At 39.4% G+C, this 19757-nt stretch carries 11 protein-coding genes and 3 tRNA genes; 12 read left to right on the top strand and 2 right to left on the bottom strand.

The features are described from left to right. Positions 1-195: 195 nt before the first annotated feature. A complete protein-coding gene (locus C9J48_RS27150) occupies positions 196-1218 on the bottom strand; it encodes a PTS sugar transporter subunit IIC (RefSeq protein ID WP_006232313.1) in 1023 nt (340 codons plus the stop codon). Positions 1219-2378: 1160 nt separating this feature from the next. On the opposite strand from C9J48_RS27150, the gene C9J48_RS27155 reads away from it, so the two are divergent. The 12 genes from C9J48_RS27155 (at position 2379) to C9J48_RS27210 (ending at position 17544) form a co-directional block, all read left to right on the top strand. Then, positions 2379-5264 (top strand): pyridoxal phosphate-dependent class III aminotransferase, encoded by a 2886-nt coding sequence (locus C9J48_RS27155; protein ID WP_086004185.1) that lies wholly within the window; start codon positions 2379-2381, stop codon positions 5262-5264. 120 nt (positions 5265-5384) lie between these two features. Then, positions 5385-6629 carry a carboxynorspermidine synthase gene (locus C9J48_RS27160; RefSeq protein WP_006232315.1) on the top strand — a complete coding sequence of 415 codons (1245 nt, stop codon included), beginning with the start codon at positions 5385-5387 and terminating at the stop codon, positions 6627-6629. An 83-nt stretch (positions 6630-6712) separates the two neighbouring features. After that, positions 6713-7846 carry a carboxynorspermidine decarboxylase gene (gene nspC, locus C9J48_RS27165; RefSeq protein ID WP_006232316.1) on the top strand — a complete coding sequence of 378 codons (1134 nt, stop codon included), beginning with the start codon at positions 6713-6715 and terminating at the stop codon, positions 7844-7846. Positions 7847-8162: 316 nt separating this feature from the next. Continuing rightward, positions 8163-8236: transfer RNA gene (locus C9J48_RS27170), tRNA-Cys, on the top strand. Between the two features lie 106 nt (positions 8237-8342). After that, positions 8343-8429 (top strand) — tRNA-Leu (locus tag C9J48_RS27175). A 42-nt stretch (positions 8430-8471) separates the two neighbouring features. Then, positions 8472-8547: transfer RNA gene (locus C9J48_RS27180), tRNA-Gly, on the top strand. 629 nt (positions 8548-9176) lie between these two features. Next, entirely contained in the window at positions 9177-9878 is a 702-nt protein-coding gene (locus C9J48_RS27185; RefSeq protein WP_006232317.1) for a response regulator, read from the top strand. Positions 9879-9912: 34 nt separating this feature from the next. Further along, positions 9913-11202 carry an ATP-binding protein gene (locus C9J48_RS27190; RefSeq protein ID WP_036803428.1) on the top strand — a complete coding sequence of 430 codons (1290 nt, stop codon included), beginning with the start codon at positions 9913-9915 and terminating at the stop codon, positions 11200-11202. A 344-nt stretch (positions 11203-11546) separates the two neighbouring features. Beyond that, positions 11547-11903: a diacylglycerol kinase gene (locus C9J48_RS27195; protein WP_006232319.1), complete on the top strand. Its 357-nt coding sequence runs from the start codon at positions 11547-11549 to the stop codon at positions 11901-11903. A gap of 18 nt (positions 11904-11921) precedes the next feature. Continuing rightward, positions 11922-13571 carry a phosphoethanolamine transferase gene (locus C9J48_RS27200; protein ID WP_006232320.1) on the top strand — a complete coding sequence of 550 codons (1650 nt, stop codon included), beginning with the start codon at positions 11922-11924 and terminating at the stop codon, positions 13569-13571. 204 nt (positions 13572-13775) lie between these two features. Further along, complete coding sequence (locus C9J48_RS28120) at positions 13776-15539, top strand: COG3904 family protein (RefSeq protein WP_006232321.1); 1764 nt, start codon at positions 13776-13778, stop codon at positions 15537-15539. A 358-nt stretch (positions 15540-15897) separates the two neighbouring features. Continuing rightward, entirely contained in the window at positions 15898-17544 is a 1647-nt protein-coding gene (locus C9J48_RS27210; protein ID WP_006232322.1) for a response regulator, read from the top strand. A gap of 54 nt (positions 17545-17598) precedes the next feature. Here C9J48_RS27210 and dld read toward each other — a convergent pair whose 3' ends face one another. Further along, entirely contained in the window at positions 17599-19305 is a 1707-nt protein-coding gene (gene dld, locus C9J48_RS27215; protein WP_006232323.1) for a D-lactate dehydrogenase, read from the bottom strand. Positions 19306-19757: the final 452 nt, after the last annotated feature.

Here is a 19757-nt window from a genome sequence, read left to right on the forward strand (position 1 = left end):
TGGTAGAGCGCAACCTTGCCAAGGTTGAGGTCACGAGTTCGAGCCTCGTGTGTCGCTCCAAATTGAAAAGCCCAATCAGAAATGATTGGGCTTTTTGACGTTTGTAGCATATTAAAAAGAGTCTCGATGCGATATCTCAACAATCATTAGCTCAGCAGGTCGATCACAGCCTTGCTAAGGTTGAGGTGCTAAAAACTATCCATTAACAAACTGCTGCAAAGGAACTCGTTCTTGTAAAAACGTACGGTAAATTCTCACGCCAATTATACCACCTAATAACCCTGCTACAGCAGCAGCAGATGCGGCCATGAATAAGGTTGATGGTGGGTTAAAAGCAATTGAGGCTAATAAACCGGGAATAGGAGCTGCACTGCCTGGTGCATCATTGATGATACCGAAATAGGCAGCGATTGTGCCAGCGAAGGCACCACCAATGAAATTCGACATAAAAATAGGAACGGGGTTACGGGTAACGATATGTGCCTGAGTTAAAGGCTCTAACATTACACTCACGGTATTGCATGATTTACCCAATTTAAGAGTATGGAAAACATAACCGTTGGTAAACGAACCACCAACACAAGCCATTGCCGCAATCCCCATAGGTAGCCCAGTTAATCCAAGCATTGCGGTCAATGCCATTGAACTAAGTGGGGAAGTACATACCATTTTAATGAGTCCACCTAATAAGAAGCCCATAATTAGTGGTGATAATGAGGTTGCTTCAGTAATCATATTGGCTAACGTACCCATAAGTAAATCAAGGGCAGGGCTAATAAAGAATCCGACTAATCGTGCTAGTGGGGCGAGAATTAACACCCCCAGAATAACGTCGATACCTTCTGCTAAATATTTTTTAAATAAAGGTGCAATAAAGGAGAATAGATAGCCGACAATAAAGCCTTCTAAAATGCCCAAATGTAGCATTGCTAAACCTGTAACCATCGCAAAGACAGGTTGCACACCAACACGGAGCATGACTAATGTGGCCGCAGCTACACCTCCCATACCACCAACAAGATTACCAAATTCGGCTAAGTAACCAATTCCCAATAAGTTACCCATTACGTATTTATGAATCGCCTCGACGAGAAATGTCGCGATAGCAGCATCGGCTAATCCGCTCATTGCTGCACTACCGTGAGGGGCTTTAAAGCTAAATAGTGAAAATAATGCCAGAGCCATTAAAAGCGCCGTAATTCCTAATAAAATTTCCATGATCTTTCCTTTCCATACAAACGACTTCTGATATAAATAACATCATTTTTAGGTGACACTCACCTAGCAACTTCGCTTAACGCAGCGCGTTGCTATTTTGATATAGATTCGTAGAGAGGCTGAAAATGAGAAGTGCGACCGGGGTCAGGACCAGACGGAATAAAACGAATAGGGTAGTACAGAGGTGAAATAAAAAAGAGATAGCTGCGCAAACTGCTAGCATCAATATTGACTCAATATATGTTCATATGCGTCACCATGTTTGAATACATTGTGTGAAGAACAAAAGGGTATTGTGTAATAGAGCTACCGTAGCACAAGCAAGATGGTTGATTCTTGAGCTGGTTCATACTCCGTAAAACTTACATATACAAATGAAGTTTCATATGGTTGATTCGGCTGGCTATCTCAAAATTGCTGGAAAGTAATACTAAGTATTATCGATAAACGTTGCTGAATTATTTATTAGTGTGCAATTTTTTGGTGTTTTGTATTAATGAGATTGAAATGTTGTGTTCTTATATAAATAGCACTTGTTTTTTAAATCGTGATTGTGTTACTTTCTGCCCAATCTCGGATTAATTGTACTGAGACACATGCGTTATGACGATATCAAAAAAGTTGTGTCATAACGTGCCGTAGGTACTAGCGAACCAATCGTTAGTAGAAGGGCATTAATAGAGCAAACCTGCACAAAATAAAGCAGGTGCATATTGAAGGAACCCAACAGTGAAGATACCAACATTATCTATGCATCTTACATTCGTCTTGCCTAACTGCAGTATTATTACTGAGCCTTGATCTTTCCTTAAAAAACACGAGTAACTTACTCTCTTTGTTAATTCGCATATTGGCACAATTGAATATTGTCTCTTAAAAAGACTTTTTCAATATTCCAATGATGATGCGGGTTAAGTGCATCAATAAATCAATATTTTATGAATTATTGATTGTTGCAGAAGAACTTTTCATCAGCTTTTTCTGGTGAAATTTATACGCATAAGTTCATTCGATCCTCTAGGAATACTACTTTCGTTATGCCTGAACGTTCAGCATATCTCTCGAGTGTTTGTATCTCTATTAGATCTCGATAAGAACTCGAATACATTTAACAATATGAATTATTCGATGCGTAACGTGATGATTTAATGGAAATGAATATGAACAATGTGTTTGATTTAGACGAACTGAAGCTAGCTTCTAATATCCCTGTCGTTCACGACTTATATGACTTAACACCCGATGAACTTTTGCTTAGCCAAGAGCATTATGAATCAGAGGTGCGTTCATACCCAAGACGTCTACCTCTAGCTATTGCAAAAGCCGCTGGTGTGATGGTTGAAGACACCCGTGGTCAACTCTTTATTGATTGTCTTGCTGGTGCTGGCACACTTGCACTTGGCTATAATCACCCAGAAATTAACCAAGCGATTATTGACCAGCTACATGCGGGCTTGCCTTATCAGACGTTAGATATAACAACACCAACAAAAGATAAATTTATCAGGGAAGTCATGAGCTTCTTACCTGATGAGTTTGCGAATAATGCGTGTATCCAATTTTGTGGACCATCGGGTGCCGATGCCGTTGAAGCGGCTATTAAACTCGCGAAGCAAACAACTGGTCGAAACACGATGGCTGCGTTTCATGGTGCCTACCATGGTATGACGAACGGCACGATGGCAATGATGGGTAATCTAAGTACCAAATCACGCCGTCAGGGGCTGATGTCAGATGTCCATTTTTTACCATTCCCATATAGCTTACGTTGCCCGTTTGGTTTAAAAGGCGACGAAGGTGCAAAACAAAGTTTACGTTATATCGAGCGTATGCTGAGTGATGATGAAAGTGGTGTTCAAAAACCAGCTGCAATTATCGTTGAACCTGTGCAAGGCGAAGGTGGTGTTATTCCTGCCCCTGCATTCTGGTTACAAGAATTACGCCGTATTACCAAAGAGCAGGGCATCCTACTTATTTTGGATGAAATTCAATGCGGTATTGGTAAAACAGGCCATAACTTTGCTTTTGAAGAAGCTGGTATTACGCCTGATATTCTGTGTTTGTCAAAAGCCGTTGGTGGCGGACTACCAATGTCGTTGCTTATTTTTAATAAGTCGATAGATACTTGGCTTCCTGGTGAACATACAGGTACATTCCGCGGCAACCAACTTGCGATGGCAACTGGTGCGACAGCGTTAGAAATCATTCGTCGTGATAACTTGGTCGAACATGCTCAAAAAGCCGGGCAGTACTTACGTGAAGGTATCGAACGCATAGCCCAGTACACGGATTGTATTGCTGAAGTTCGTGGTAAAGGCTTGATGTTAGGTGTTGAAATTGTAAAACCTAACGGTGCTAAGAATAAATTTGGTGAACCTGAAGCTGATCCAGAATTAACGGTTAACATTCAACGTGCAGCCCTTGAACGTGGATTGATTATCGAAAAAGGTGGTCGTCAGGGCTCTGTACTGCGTTTCCTTCCCCCGCTTATTATTACTTTCGAGCAAATTGACTTTGTGCTTGATGCGTTAAGCAAAGCGATTATTGCAACGGCGGGTCCGGCTAAAATTGTTGAGCCTGTAACGGCGAATGATCAAGACGATTGGCGTTCATATTTCATCCATACTGGTGAAGGTGGTGCTGACCAGTTTGAAAAAGTACTGAATCAGACGACACAAGTGCTGAAAAATGTATTTGAAGAGACAACCGCACCCTATTCAGGGTTAGATCCTGAAGTTCTGAAATCGATGATTTATAACATCGACCTTGATCACCAGCAGTTGCCGATTGAAACCGTTATTGAGCAAACTGGCGAGCTTATCGCTAAAAACTCAATCATGGTGCAACATCCACATTGTATCGCTCATCTACATACGCCGCCTTTGTTACCTGCAGTCGCTGCTGAGGCGTTTATTGCATCGTTAAATCAATCGATGGATTCATGGGATCAGGCGAGCTCAGCAACCTTTGTAGAGCAAAAAGTTGTTGATTGGTTATGTGGTGTTTATGCTCTTGGCGAACAAGCAGACGGTGTATTCACCAGTGGTGGCACTCAAAGTAATTTGATGGGGCTGCTATTAGCGCGTGATTGGGCGGCAGATACTATTTCGGGTCATAATATCCAGAAAGATGGTTTGCCAGAGTATGCGTCGAAAATGCGCATATTGTGCTCGAAAAAATCGCATTTTACCGTGCAAAAATCAGCATCATTAATGGGGTTAGGGGAGCATGCCGTAGAGTGTGTTGATACCAACCCCGATGGCACCATTAAGATTGCAGCATTGGTGAAAACGGTAGAGACACTAAAGAATGAAGGTTTATTGCCATTCGCTTTAGTAGGTACCGCAGGTACAACCGATCACGGCGCGATTGATGACTTAGCGAATATGGCTGATATTGCAGAGCAACATAACTTGTGGCTGCATGTTGATGGGGCCTACGGTGGTGCACTGATTCTTAGTCGTCACAAAACACGTTTACATGGTATTGAAAAAGCAGACTCAGTGAGTGTGGACTTCCACAAGTTATTCTTCCAACCAATCAGCTGTGGTGCAGTATTGCTTAAAGACAAAGAGAACTTTAAGTACCTATTACACCATGCCGATTATCTGAATCGTGAAGATGATTTACTGCCAAACCTTGTTGATAAATCGATTGCAACAACGAAGCGTTTCGATGCATTGAAAGTCTTGATGACCATGCAGTGTGTTGGTACGCAAGCCCTTGGTGGTATGTATGACCATCTGTTAGGGCAAACACAGCAAGTTGCCGACTTGGTTAACAATCGCAATGAATTTGAATTACTGGCAGATCCTGCATTATCAACGGTGTTATTCCGTTATGTGGGTGAAAAGTCAGATAACGATATCGACACACTGAACAAAAAACTCCGCATAGAGGCACTTGTTAAAGGTGTAGCTGTACTGGGCGAAACGGTTGTCGACGGTAAGGTTGCGTTAAAGTTCACGATTCTAAATCCTTGTTTAACTATGGCTGATTTTGAGTTATTACTAAATAATATCAACCAGTTGGCTTTAACGTTATAACGCAAAAAAGATAAATGATTTCCCTTCTGTTTAGATGAGGGGAAATATTCTGATTTCAGGCAATTTTCAAGAAGTTGTCGAATATATTTCAAAGAACACATAGACGGAATACAAAAAAATATGGCTATTTTACAAATTGGTGCTGGTGGTGTTGGTTGGGTTATCGCGCATAAAGCGGCTCAGAATAATGACGTATTAGGTGATATCACCATTGCATCTCGTACAGTTAGCAAATGTGAAAAGATCATCGAGTCAATTAAAGGGCGTAATAACCTAAAAGACACAACTAAAAAACTAGAATCACGTGCAGTAAATGCAGATGACGTTGATGCACTAGTTGCACTGATCAAAGAAGTTCAGCCTGATTTGGTTATTAATGCGGGCCCTCCTTGGGTTAACGTTGCCATTATGGAAGCATGTTACCAAGCTAAAGTATCTTACCTTGATACATCTGTAGCGGTAGACTTGTGCAGTGAAGGTCAACAAGTGCCTGAAGCTTACGATCCACAGTGGGCATTCCGTGAAAAATTCGCAGAGGCGGGTATTACAGGTATTCTTGGTGCTGGTTTTGATCCAGGTGTTGTAAGTGTATTTGCAGCTTACGCGGTTAAGCATTTGTTCGATGAAATCGACACAATCGATGTAATGGACGTGAATGCTGGCGATCACGGTAAGAAGTTCGCAACGAACTTTGACCCAGAAACAAATATGCTAGAAATTCAGGGTGATTCTTTCTACTGGGAAAACCAAGAGTGGAAACAAGTGCCTTGCCATACACGTATGCTTGAATTTGATTTCCCTAATTGTGGCAGCCAGAAAGTATACTCAATGGCGCATGATGAAGTGCGTTCAATGAAAGAGTTTATTCCAGCGAATCGTATCGAATTCTGGATGGGCTTTGGTGATACTTACCTGAACTATTTTAACTGTATGCGTGATATTGGTCTGTTAAGCCCAAATCCAGTAACGCTGCAAGATGGTACTGTTGTAGAGCCACTTAAAGTGCTGAAAGCTATTTTGCCTGATCCAACATCATTAGCACCGGGCTACACAGGTTTAACCTGTATCGGTACTTGGGTTCAAGGTATTAAAGACGGTGAGCCACGTAGTGTCTTCATCTATAACAATGCCGATCATGAAGTTGCTTACAAAGATGTTGAACACCAAGCGATTTCTTACACGACAGGTGTACCTGCCATTACAGCGGCACTTATGTACTTCCGTAACGAGTGGAGTGGTAAAGGTGTATTCAACATGGAGCAGTTGAACCCAGACCCATTCCTAGAGCTAATGCCAACAATCGGTCTTGATTGGCATGTACAGGAATTGCCAGTAGCACAGCCTGAGATTAAGATTCTAAAATAACGCCCTTATAGCTGTTATATCGAATTAATGATTAGAGCCGGTGTGCAAGCATCGGCTTTATTCCGTCTACGCGGGTAGTAAAAATGCAGAAGAATGATTTAAAAACACCTTACTTTATGATTGATGAAAGTAAGCTGGTAGCAAATTTAGAGAAAGCAAAGTTGTTAAAAGAGCTTTCTGGTGTGAAGTTGGTACTGGCACTGAAATGCTTTTCTACGTGGGGGGTGTTCGACCTTATTAAGCCGTATCTTGATGGTACTACAAGCAGTGGTCCTTATGAAGTGAAGCTAGGCTATGAAACGTTTGGTGGTGAAACACATGCTTACAGCGTGGGTTACAGTGAAGATGATGTGAAAGAAGTGGCTGAAATCTGCGATAAGATGATTTTCAACTCGCAAAACCAGCTAGCAGCTTATCGTCATTTGGTTGAAGGTAAAGCATCTCTTGGTTTACGCCTAAATCCTGGTGTTAGCTATGCAGGGCAAGATTTAGCTAATCCTGCGCGTCAATATTCACGCCTTGGTGTGCAGTGGGATCACATTGATGCCGCTGTCTTTGATAATCTTGACGGTGTTATGTTCCACATGAACTGTGAGAACAAAGATGAAGATGCATTCATTGGATTATTAAATGATATTTCAGATAAGTTTGGTCAGCATTTAGACAAACTAGACTGGGTGAGTCTTGGCGGTGGGGTATTCTTTACTTGGCCGGGTTATAACATCGAAAAGCTTGCTGCGGCATTGAAAACGTTTTCTGAGAAGCATGGTGTTCAGTTATACCTTGAGCCCGGTGAAGCGATTATTACTAAAACTGCCGATCTTGTGGTGACAGTTGTTGATATTGTCGAAAATGAGATGAAAACAGCAATTGTAGACAGTGCAACAGAAGCACACCGTTTAGATACGCTAATTTATGATGAACCAGCCTCGATTGCTGAAGCCAGCGAGCAGGGTGAGCACCAGTATGTTATTGGTAGTTGTTCTTGTTTAGCCGGTGATCAGTTTTGTGTAACCCAGTTTGATCAACCATTGAAGGTTGGTCAGCGTTTGCACATCACAGATAGTGCAGGTTATACAATGGTGAAATTAAACTGGTTTAATGGTTTGAAGATGCCCTCTATTTACTGTGAACGTGCAAATGGTGAAATAGAGAAACTGAATGAATTCGGTTACGACGATTTTAAACGATCTTTGTCACAATGGTCGGTGTCATAAGCGCTTAAACACAAATGTATAAGCCAGTTTTTATAAAGAAGATCGGTAAACGGTCTTTTTTTATATTCTTTGAAAATGTTACTTTTTGAAGGTAATTGGTGTTTTATGTTTAACTTCGCAATGGCGGTGTTAATTTAAACGAATTTTGCGTTGTTTTTAGCAGGTTTAGATAAAAAATAATCAGTTGAATTAAAACGATATAATTTTTTATTGACTCATATTCTGAATCGAGTAAAGTACCTCTCATACCGCAGCGGGGCAGCCCATAACGGTTTGTATTACGAGTTAATCTCGAATACGTTGATTCAATAAATATGGCGCGTTGGCAGAGTGGCTATGCAGCGGATTGCAAATCCGTGTACCTCGGTTCGACTCCGGGACGCGCCTCCAAATTTTGTATTAACGGTCACGTTACATTGGCAGACCGTTATAAGATGGTGTCTAACCGCTTTATATAAAGCACATTGGTTAGGAGCATCGCAATAAAGAATTGCGTGCCCTGGTGGTGGAATTGGTAGACACAAGGGATTTAAAATCCCTCGGCGTTCGCGCTGTGCCGGTTCAAGTCCGGCCCGGGGCACCATCTATTAAAGTCTGATATTCTCTGAAAAGAGGGTTTCAGTATGCGACACTAGCTCAGCTGGTAGAGCGCAACCTTGCCAAGGTTGAGGTCACGAGTTCGAGCCTCGTGTGTCGCTCCAAATACGAAGCCCCGACAGAAATGTCGGGGCTTTTTTTCGTCTGCCGTATGGGAAGTTGATACATTCGGGAGCCTCTTTTTCCCTCCATTTTTCCTCTACTTAAGCTTCTAAAGCTAGTAATCATGTATTTATTTTTAACGGTATTTTACTGATATGTGAGTCTGCTCATTCGGATACCAATTACGAAAGGTGGAAAGTACAGCATATTTACTTAGTTTTTAAAATGTACCAATTTGGTTACCACCATAATCAGGCGTAAAGGTGAATAAAAAGCTCTTCTAGTATTAATAGCTTCAGCGATTGCTCTTATGGGCTGTAATGAAGAAAAATGTGAAGCAATTACATAAGTCAAAACTGAACGACTAAAATAAGTCGAGTATTAGCTTTAAAGTAAAAGAGTGTGAGACGGAGAGTTTAACTGCGTTTTCAGTGGCCTTTGCATTAATTTGATTGTGAAAGGATAAATATAAATAAGGTGAACTTACACAAAGTAATTAGCTCTAAACTTCTGTTTTATAGATTATAAATAAAGCACCAGTACATTTTTTAATAATTTTATAGAATAGTATGAGTTTGTCAGTATTTGTTCTGACAATATGGATTTATGTAAGAAGTACAGAGATCAAATAATGCCGACACAGAAGCTTGTTATTGTTGAAGATGATGTAAAACTACAAGAAATGTTGAAAGATTATCTTTTAAAACAAGGGTTTGATGTAACAGTTATTGGTGTTGGAAATGATGCCCCAGATGTTATTTTACGGGTGCAGCCAGACATAGTACTTTTGGACCTTATGCTTCCAGGTCTAGATGGGCTGACAATTTGCCGACAGATAAGAGATCAATTTCGAGGTAAGATTCTAATGTTGACAGCCAGTGATGATGATTTTGATCATGTTGCCGCGTTAGAAATGGGGATGGATGATTTCGTCTCTAAGCCAGTGAAACCACGCGTGTTATTAGCCCGAATTCGGGTGCTACTACGCCGAGGCAATAATGTCGAGGTGGTTTCTAATCACAATGTGCTAAGTTTTGGTCAATTGACCTTAAATAAAGTAAGGCGAAGCTGTGAGCTGTCAGGAGTATGTGTCGGCATGACAGACAGCGAATTCGATCTACTCCAATTATTAGCCTCTTCGGCAGAAGAAGTGTTGTCTCGCGATGTATTAACGAAAGCACTTCGCGGAATTGAGTACGATGGTATTGATCGAACTGTGGATAATAAAATTGTTGCGCTTAGAAAGAAACTGGGTGACGACAGCTTACCGCCTAGAAAGATTATAACCGTTCGTGGCAAAGGCTATCTATTTGTTCCTGATGCTTGGGAATAACCGTTAGCAAAACAACTTTACGGTGAACAATGTAATGCGAAGAATATATCTAGAGTCTTTTTTAGGGCTTATACTGCTCTTCTTTTTGAGCTTAGTGGGATATGAAGTAGTTATTTATCAATTGAATACTGACTATGACTATGTTCTTAAGGGCTATGAAGCTAGCGCCTATCAAGATCTCGTTAATATTATAGCGGATACACAAGGTAAAGATGTTGCCGTACAAGCCGTTCAAGATTACGCTAACAAAACGCGTAGAATTCTAACGATCTATCCCTTTGATAAAGCTCCTGATGCTATTAGTGATGCTTTTAGCCGTCAACCATATGCCCGTTTGTACCATGATGACGAACAAGTGCTTTGGTTCCTAATTAATCAAAGCAGTGACATCTATAGCATGGACGTTAATTCTGATGCTCCATTAATTAAACGTATCGATTTTGATGACAACATTGTTTGGTTATTTTTCCTTTCTGGTTTTGCTCTTTATTGCATCTTATTAATGTACTTTCTGAGTAGAAGAGTTCGAGCGTTAGAAAAGGTGACACTTGCATTTGCAAACGGTGATTTTACCGCGCGAGCATCGTTAAAAGGCTCAAAAAAAGTAGGTTCATTAAATCAGAGTTTTAACCATATGGCGGATAAAATTTCAGGGCTTATTACAAGTAACCGCGCACTAACGAATGCGGTTGCTCATGAATTAAGAACGCCAATTTTTAGAGTGCAATGGCAGGCGGAAATTCTGGCAGATACTTCACTTGAATTGCAACAGCAGGCCGGAGTAGCAAGTATTATCGAAGATACTGAAGAGATGGAAATGATGGTCGATGAGCTATTGTATTACGCTCGAGTTGAAAGGACGGATACGGATTTAAATCTGCAATTGCTTCCGATTAATGAATGGTTATCTGAACAATTAGTTCGTTGGAATAAAGAGACGGCAGTCGATATTGAAGTCACATTACTTACTTCAGAAAGTCAGTTGATGGCAGACTCACATCTACTCAAACGAGCGTTAGACAATTTAGTTCGAAATGGCTGCCGGTTTGCAAAGCAGTCTGTTCATATTATTTTAATTGAAAAAGAACAAGCGCTTTGTATTGAAGTTCATGATGATGGTAATGGGGTAGATGAAAAGCACTGGACGCATTTATTTGATGCCTTTTATAGTGCTGATTCCGCACGTAATAAGAAGAAGTCTGGCCATGGACTAGGGCTTGCGATTGTAAAACAAATTGCCGAACGTCATCAGGCGATAGTGAGCATTAAGCATAGTCCATTAGGTGGAGCATGTTTTCAAATAACCATACCGAATACTATTTAGATAAGTTTTCTATTCACTTTTAGTATTGGCTTATCAACCACAAGGCGATGCATATGCATCGCCTTTTTTATGCCTGACAGAATACGACAAAAGGCATACAAAGCAAGACAGTCACCTTAAATAAAACGGTGTATATTATTGTGATGTTATATCTACTTAATAAGAGTGGTACGTTTTATGGCATTGAATTATAAGTATCTTATTTAGTGTTTGATGATTTAATTATAAGTGAATCTAATTACTTATATTGCAGTCTATATAGTGACGATAAATAGTCAAACTCTACACATTAAAATTACGTACATAATATTATAAACGAAGTAATATTCGTATTAGGACTATATATGAAACCTGGCAAAACTGGTATTGCACGAATTTTTTATGCAACCGGATATTCAATCAAAGGTTTGCAAGCCGCATGGATAAATGAAGCGGCATTCCGACAAGAAGTTGTACTTGCTATATTACTAACAGTGACCACATTTTTTCTATCGGTTACGGAACTCGAAAGAGTTGTGTTAGTTGGTTGCCTTGTTTTAGTTTTATTAACAGAGTTACTTAACTCTGCGATAGAAGCTGTAGTAGATCGTATAGGGGAAGAATGGAATGAATTAAGTGGGCGAGCGAAAGATATTGGCTCAGCTGCTGTATTTGTTGCACTGTCTTTTTCAGCTTTGACATGGGCAATTATTCTGCTCTAATTTATTACTGGTAATAACATGATTAATTTAATTAAATCTCTTTTTAAAAGAGATGTTTCATATGCCTATTTGATTTTTATATTAGCATTGTATTTTACTGCTGTGATTAATATCCCTGTTTATAGTGAATTGAATTCAATACTTAGTAATATTGATGGTGTGAAAGTTGGATTTGTTATTTCTATACCGATTTTCTTTTTATCTGCGTTAAACTTCCTTTTTAACTTATTTGCATGGCCATATATTACGAAACCATTTTTTGTATTATTACTTATTGTTTCAAGTGCTGTTAGTTATGCCGGATATAACTATGGGACACTATTTGATTACAATATGATTGCAAATATTGTGGAAACTGATACTAGCGAAGCCAGCTCATACCTGAGTGCCTATTCCATTTTATGGACATTCATTATGGGAGTAGTACCTGCGTTATTGTTGGCGAACGTTAATCTGAGTGGAAAGCAAGGTAAAGTAAAAATGGTACTTTTAAAGCTTTTCTCAATGCTAGCTTCAGTGATAGTTATTGGTTTGATTGCCAGTATGTATTACCAAGATTATGCCTCTGTTGGTAGAAATAATAGTGTCATTAAAAAAGCAATCATTCCAACCCAATTTATTTATAGCGCAGTAGGCTTTGTTAAAGATAAGTATTTCACAACACCGCTTGAGTATAAGCAAATCGGCCTTGATGCAAAACAAAGTGATAAAACATTACTGGATGCGGTGGAAAAGCCGACATTACTTGTGTTTGTTGTAGGTGAAACCGCACGGTCACAAAACTATGAGCTTAATGGTTACCCTAAACCAACTAACCAATATACACGCGATTTAGATATCATTTCATTCCAAGATGTCAGCTCGTGCGGGACGGCGACAGCGGTTTCAGTTCCGTGCATGTTTTCTTCACTGACTAAAAGTAATTTCAACAGGAAGATCGCAGATAATCAGGACAATTTATTAGATGTTCTTAATCGTGCTGATGTTTCACTACTGTGGAAAGAAAATGACGGAGGGGACAAAAATGTTGCGGATCGCATTACTAAAAAAGAGACTGATCGCAGCCAAGTAAATAGTTACTGTGATGGTAGTACATGCTATGACATGGCTTTATTAGAAGGTCTCGAACAAGACATAGACTCCTTGTCTGGAAATAGAATGATTGCATTACATTTGATAGGCAGTCATGGGCCAACCTATTTTAAACGTTATCCAGAAGAAGCTAAATTTTTTATGCCAGACTGTCCACGTAGTGATATAGAGAATTGTAGTGTAAAAGAAATTGTAAATACATACGATAACACCATCCTTTATACTGATTATGTTATTAGTCAAACAATATCAAAACTAAAAAAGCTACAAGAAAACTATAATACGGCACTCATTTATATTTCTGACCATGGAGAGTCGTTAGGTGAAAATGGTATGTTTCTGCATGGGATGCCTTATAGTTTAGCTCCTGACTATCAAACAAAAGTTCCTTTAATGTTTTGGATGTCTGATGGGTTTAAACAAACAAAACAAATTAATACTTCATGTGTTAAAAGTCACGCGAGTAGTAATCAATATTCACAAGATAACATATTTCATTCTGTATTAGGTTTGATGGATGTTGAAACTAATGTCTATGAAAAGCAATTAGATATATTTAGCACTTGCCGAAGTTAACTTAATACTTGATTTCATGGGTGAGTAATATGAAAAAACTTAGCTACATTTCTCTTTATACAAGAATATATTCTTTACATTGTCATGCTATATATCACTTTGTACGAGTATGTAACAGTAAGAGTTTTGCCCAGAATTGTTACTCTCATCTTGTTAAAGTCGCTTTGTCTTGGAGAGATGATTTCACAATGAGGTTAGAAAGCAATGACAACAAAGCTCACATTTATCACTATAGCCGCTATCTCATCTTTATTGGTTGGCTGTAATTCTAGCTCTTCCACTGTGAGGCCTCAATTGGATCAAGTGTTTAGATCTATTTGCGCGATTCCTATGCAAGGTGATACACCATTGATGTTTACTGTCGAGGAAGATACAGCAAAGGTTAGCGGTGTCGTTTGTGATGGCTCACCTGCTGCATTCAGTAAGATGCTTGCAGCACATACCAACCTTAAAGTTTTGTCACTTGTTAACATTGATGGTTCAGCTGATGATAATGCTAATTTACAATTGGGTCGATTGATACGAAAAAGTAAGATGACGACATCGATTGGAGAAGCAGGGCATATTGCGTCGGGTGGTACCGATCTTTTTCTTGCGGGCACTAAAAGGAAATGGACCGAAGGGGCGAGAATTGGTGTTCATTCATGGAGTGATGGCGTCAATGATGGTAGCAATTACCCAATATCTAGCCCTGAACATAAGCCATATTTAGACTACTACAAAGAGATGGGCATACCAGTAAGCTTTTATTGGTTCACGTTAAATGCAGCTTCTGCAAGTGAAATGCACTACATGACGAATGATGAAATTAAACAATACGGTATGGTGACAGAACAATCTGATGATCTTGGAATTACACCAGTGCCAGCATCGCTTTCAAGTTTATATACCAAAACATTGAATTTTGATCGTTATACTTACCTACAAGCACCTAATGGGAAGTTGATTCATATCGTTTCACAGGACGAATTGACCAACAACCAAATAGTCCGAGCTCGTTCAGTTTTAAGTCATTATCTAACCAATTATACGTCTTCAGAATATGGGAGTGATAAATCCGCTATTACCAATAAAATGGCAGATAATGGCTCTGTTTTATTGTTATTAAATGGAAGTGATGACGGAAGAAACCCTGCAGCGGAGCTTGATGGTCAACCTCTTTATCAAAATGAAATCCAAGTAGAAGGAGGTCAGTGGTATATCAACCAGAATTATGATCATCGTGATGCGACATTTGAAGAGATTTTACATATGGTTCATGATTATGGTTTCGGCGTTGATCAAAATGAGTCGTTTTTGGGAACTCTGCCCGCCTACCAAGCTGAAATTCGAAGTGCTCAAGTAAAAGCATTAACTCAAAAAACATGGGGGGGAGGCGATGAAAACCAGAGTTGGATTCAAGAACTTACTCAAGAGAATAGCTTATCCCAGGAGTACTTGGCTGCGGTTGTCGATTCATATTATGGTCTTTGGGGAGCATGGAGCGATAATGCGGTTTCAGAAAATAGTTCAAGCTCTTCGGAACGTCAGAAAGGTATGTGGGGAATCTATATGGCAAAAACAAGAGCAGAAATTGCCGTAGAAGATCCATTAGGTTCAATATTGATGAGTAAATTTTTTCACCCTTATCTAATGTACAACGCTCGAATCGATGAGAGTTTTGATGGAATATTCAGCCTTAAATTCAACACTTTAAAACCATATACTAATCATTCACGTTATTTAAAAGACATTACTTTAACTGGAAGCAATGATTCCGATGTAATTGTAAACGAGCTTGATAATGTGATTACGGGTAATTCCGGTGATAATATGATCATATTTTCTGGTGATGCCGAGAGTTATACTATTACGAAGGTTAGTAATCGCCGCTATGTAATTGAGGACAATAGGGAAAGAAGGGATGGGCGAGTAACGGTTCAAGACGTTGAATCTCTGAAGTTTAAGAACGTTATTAAAGTACTATAAGCTAGTTAGACCTGTGCTTTACGGCAACAACACTGGTTAAGCTGGTATAGAGTATAAACTTGCTAAGGCTGAGGTCACGACTAAGCCTTGAAGATCGGGAGCTTCGTGTGTCGCTCCAAATATGAAGCCCTAGCAGAAATGTTAGGGCTTTTTATTGTCTAAAATTTGAGTCGCGTTAATACCACCTTCAATGTGTCACTTGCACAGTGACACGCACAGCAGTTGCTGCTGTGAATCAGAAGACTTCCACATCAAATTTTATATATTTCTTCTTTCACAATGATTATTTTGCCCCATGCATATGCAACATGTTTATTCAGTGCTATCGTTTGACTTGTGTAGCCATGGAGGGGTTGAGATGGTGATAGAAAAGAAATATTTATTGATAGATGACTCTAATACCGCCATCTCAATCATGCGATCTATGCTCAATGTGGCTGGTATTTCTAATCATAATATTGATAGCACGATGGATAGCCTCAAAGCTATCCGCCTATTAGCTGCCCACTCTTATGATATAGTGATTTGTGATTATAATATGCGCCATCATATTGATGGTGGTCTCATTTTTGACGAAGTAAAACAACGTAGACTTCTTCCAAGCGATGGTGTCTTTATGTGTGTGACTGGTGACAGTACTCAGAAGGTCGTTACTCATCTCATTGAACTGGAACCTGATGATTATTTGATAAAACCTTTCTCTGCGGCCGCATTTATAAATCGGATTGAGATGGTATTAGCACGAAAATCGACTTTGTATCCTTTATTACTGGCTGTTGATAATAAGGATTATCAAACAGCGACTGACCTTTGTAAGAGATATAGAGCGGATCACCCGCTGTATACAGGTTATATCGATAGAATAAACGGAGATTGTTTATTACGCTCAGAGCGACATTTAGAAGCCAAAATTTTCTATGAAAATGCCTGTAAGCATAGTGATCATTTATGGCCAAGAATTGGTTTTGGACAGGCCCTGAAAGGTTTAGGTGAGTTGAAAAGAGCAGAGGCTGTCTTTCAAGATATTTTGGCCAAATACCCAAAGCAGCCATTAGCGAGAAAGCATTTGGCTGGGTGTTTGATGGCGAGTGGTAGGGTGCCGGAAGCTCTAGAACAGTTTCACCTTCTGCACAAAGTTAATTCAGCAAATCCACTACGAGAACTCATCATTGCTAACCTTTATGCTGTTCTTCAACAACATCAGAAAGCAGCGATTGGATATTTAAGTTTCATTCAAAAGGTTACAGGGACAAGCCGTTACAGCTTCGGTGTATATTCTAATATTTCTGTTTCACTAATGCTTGCTAGTATATATACCGATGACAATTCTGAATATACCGAATTGCTGAATGAGGCAAGACATAATATCTACGAACAGAATATACATGGTGATACAGAGAAAGAACGTTATGAGAGTGAGATCGGTTCATTGGTTGGAGTCGCCATTCTGGCTTGTTTACATGGTGAAATCCAAGATTCTTTCACAATAGTCAGTAAAATTAACCTTCAAGAAAAGCCTATTGATGATTATTACACGGTGTTGAATATTGCGCGCTTATACGGCTTTTGCGGTATGCCTGAGCAATATGAAAAAACGATGCAGATCGCGAGAGGATTATGTGGGAAATCAGATGATGATGTATTGATACAAAGCCAGGTTAAGCTGCTTGAAGCCTGCCATGCTGAAATTAACCAGCGCTTAAAAGAAGGAGGTGAGCTGGTAGAAAAAGCCTTTGAAAAACGTAAAAGTAATAATGCAATAGGGGCGTTAGAAGACGCCTATAGAGCGTTTCATATGGTACCTTTTCATTATCAACTATGCTTTTTGATTCTTGAACTGACAGCATTAGCAACACCTTCCTTTTTGAAAACTGCAAATATCAAGGGAGTGATTTCGTCATGTAATTGGGTCTGCTGTAATGATACAAGACCGAAAAAGGAAGAGATCGAGCGAGCCAATGAGCTTTACAAACTAGCGTTAGAGCGTGTTAATAAACTCTTGTAGACCCTAAAGTCTACATAAATAAAAAGCCAGAGAACAATGCTCTGGCTTTGCGTTTTAATGGCAGCAGCTGCAATTGCGTTTGTATTTACTCATCTTACCAATCCCTGGATTAAAGGTGTTGGTTGGGTCCAACTTATGATAAAACTCCTGCAATGTGTTTTCAGCCTCATAAAGGTGACCAACATTATGCTCGGCAGGATATTTTGCCCCTTTTTGTTCAAGCAATTCCAACATCAATTTTTTCATTTTCTTGGTGTCAGTGCCTTTCTTGAATATATAGTCCTGATGGAATACATGACACATAAAATGGCCGTAATAAAGTGATGTCACCATGTTTTTGGTTATCTCTTCTGATAGTTTTTCTACCCATTCACGGTCATTACGGCGAAGCGCTATATCAAGTGCGACTATCTCTTCAACTTCATTTCTGTGGATAGTTTCGTAACGAATAGCTGCCCCTGCTGCTGCAAAACGATGTAGCAGTGCTTTTTTTCCTTCGTCTGCAGTACATGCAAAGTAGCTACCACCTGAGCCTTCTCCCCAGTTATTTTCTAGGTAAGCTTTTGCTTCTTCGATTCCCTCATCACTCATTTTTAATATTAGGTGGTGTTGATACTTATTACGGAAATCCAGCATGCGTTTTGGCAGATGCTGAGGGAACAATTTACTCACGTAGTACAAAATGGTATCAGGTAAGTATTTGTTCACATAAGGAATACGACCCAAAAAGTTCTCTACTTTAGCTTTTAGGGCAAAGAATTTAGGCAGACTTTCTGTGCCTAAGTGATTGATAGAAAGGAAAACATCTTTACCGTATTTTTCTGAAAGATTGAAAATGTCACGGTGCATGTATTCACCCATTTCGGGTAAATTATCAAACTTAGATAGAATATCTCTTCTTAGCTGAGTCAGTTTTTCGGCGTCATCAGTACCAATATAAAAAACCTGCTCTTTTTCCGTTACTGGGTAGCTGTCTACTCGAACGGCGAAAATTCCTAACTTACCAGCACAACCACTGGCCTCGTATAGCCGGCGCTCATCAGCGTTAAACCGTGATGGAATATCAGAGTCTACATCACGAACGCGCGCTTCATATTCACGGTCAGAAGCCATACCTACATCATGCTGGATGTTTTCCAGTTTAATGTTGCCGTTTTGAATGTTGGTTAAGATCTCTTCAGGTGTCTCACCTAGTCCGTCAATTCCTAAGTGGTTAACGAGGTGTAATTTACCTTCTTTATCTACTTGAGCGAATAACGACAATTCAGTATAAGCAGGCCCGCGTTTAACCAGTGCACCACCAGAGTTATTGGCAATGCCACCAACAACTGTTGCACCAATAGAAGAGGATCCAATGACAGAGTGCGGCGCACGGTTTACTTTTTTTAGCTCTTTCTCTAGGCTGTGTAGGCTTGTGCCTGGCATACATACAGCCTGCTTGCCACCATCTAAAAGATGAATCTGTTTCATTTTAGTAATATTAATGATTACCACTTCTCTGTCGTAATCACTGCCGCTTGGTGCTGAACCTTCTGTTAGTCCAGTTTTTGCCGCTTGCATAATAATAATGCAGTTTGATTCAACGCATGATTTAATGACATTCCACTGTTCTAGTAAAGTTGTCGGAAATACGACTGCAAGAGCTTCGCCTTTCCCCGAACGAAAACCTGAACGGTAATATTCGGTTTCTTTAATGCGGGTTAAAACGTTTTTTGTTCCAACAAGTGATTGGAACGTCTTTATTAGCGTATGGTTTTCCATAACAATCCTTTACTACTGTGTGTCTTAAGTTGTAATAGTGTAAACATTTATTCATCCGTACATCTACGATGAATATATTCGGATGTGTTTTTCACACAAATTTAAAATTATGCAATATTTATGAAATTTAAATTTTTATTTATAAGATACAACAAGGTAGCAAGGTGTTCAGCTAATGTTAACAACTGACTGTTCATTATTTTGCAACGGTAAGTTTCAAAAGTGCAAATAAATAATAACTGATAAATTATATTTTGAGTCCAAACCGGCGATAAATAGAGAGTGCTTTATTCTGATGCTGCATTTACGTGAGGCTACGAGAGGGGGGGGGATTGAGCTTGTTATATTCATCAATAATCATACAGTTAATGTTGTAATTAAATAACGAGTAAATTATGCATTGTTATTTTATGGTGTATTTTGTTGTAATATAACACCATTGTATATAGTAA

It is taken from the genome of Photobacterium profundum (assembly GCF_003026285.1).
Taxonomy (GTDB): Bacteria; Pseudomonadota; Gammaproteobacteria; order Enterobacterales; family Vibrionaceae; genus Photobacterium; species Photobacterium profundum.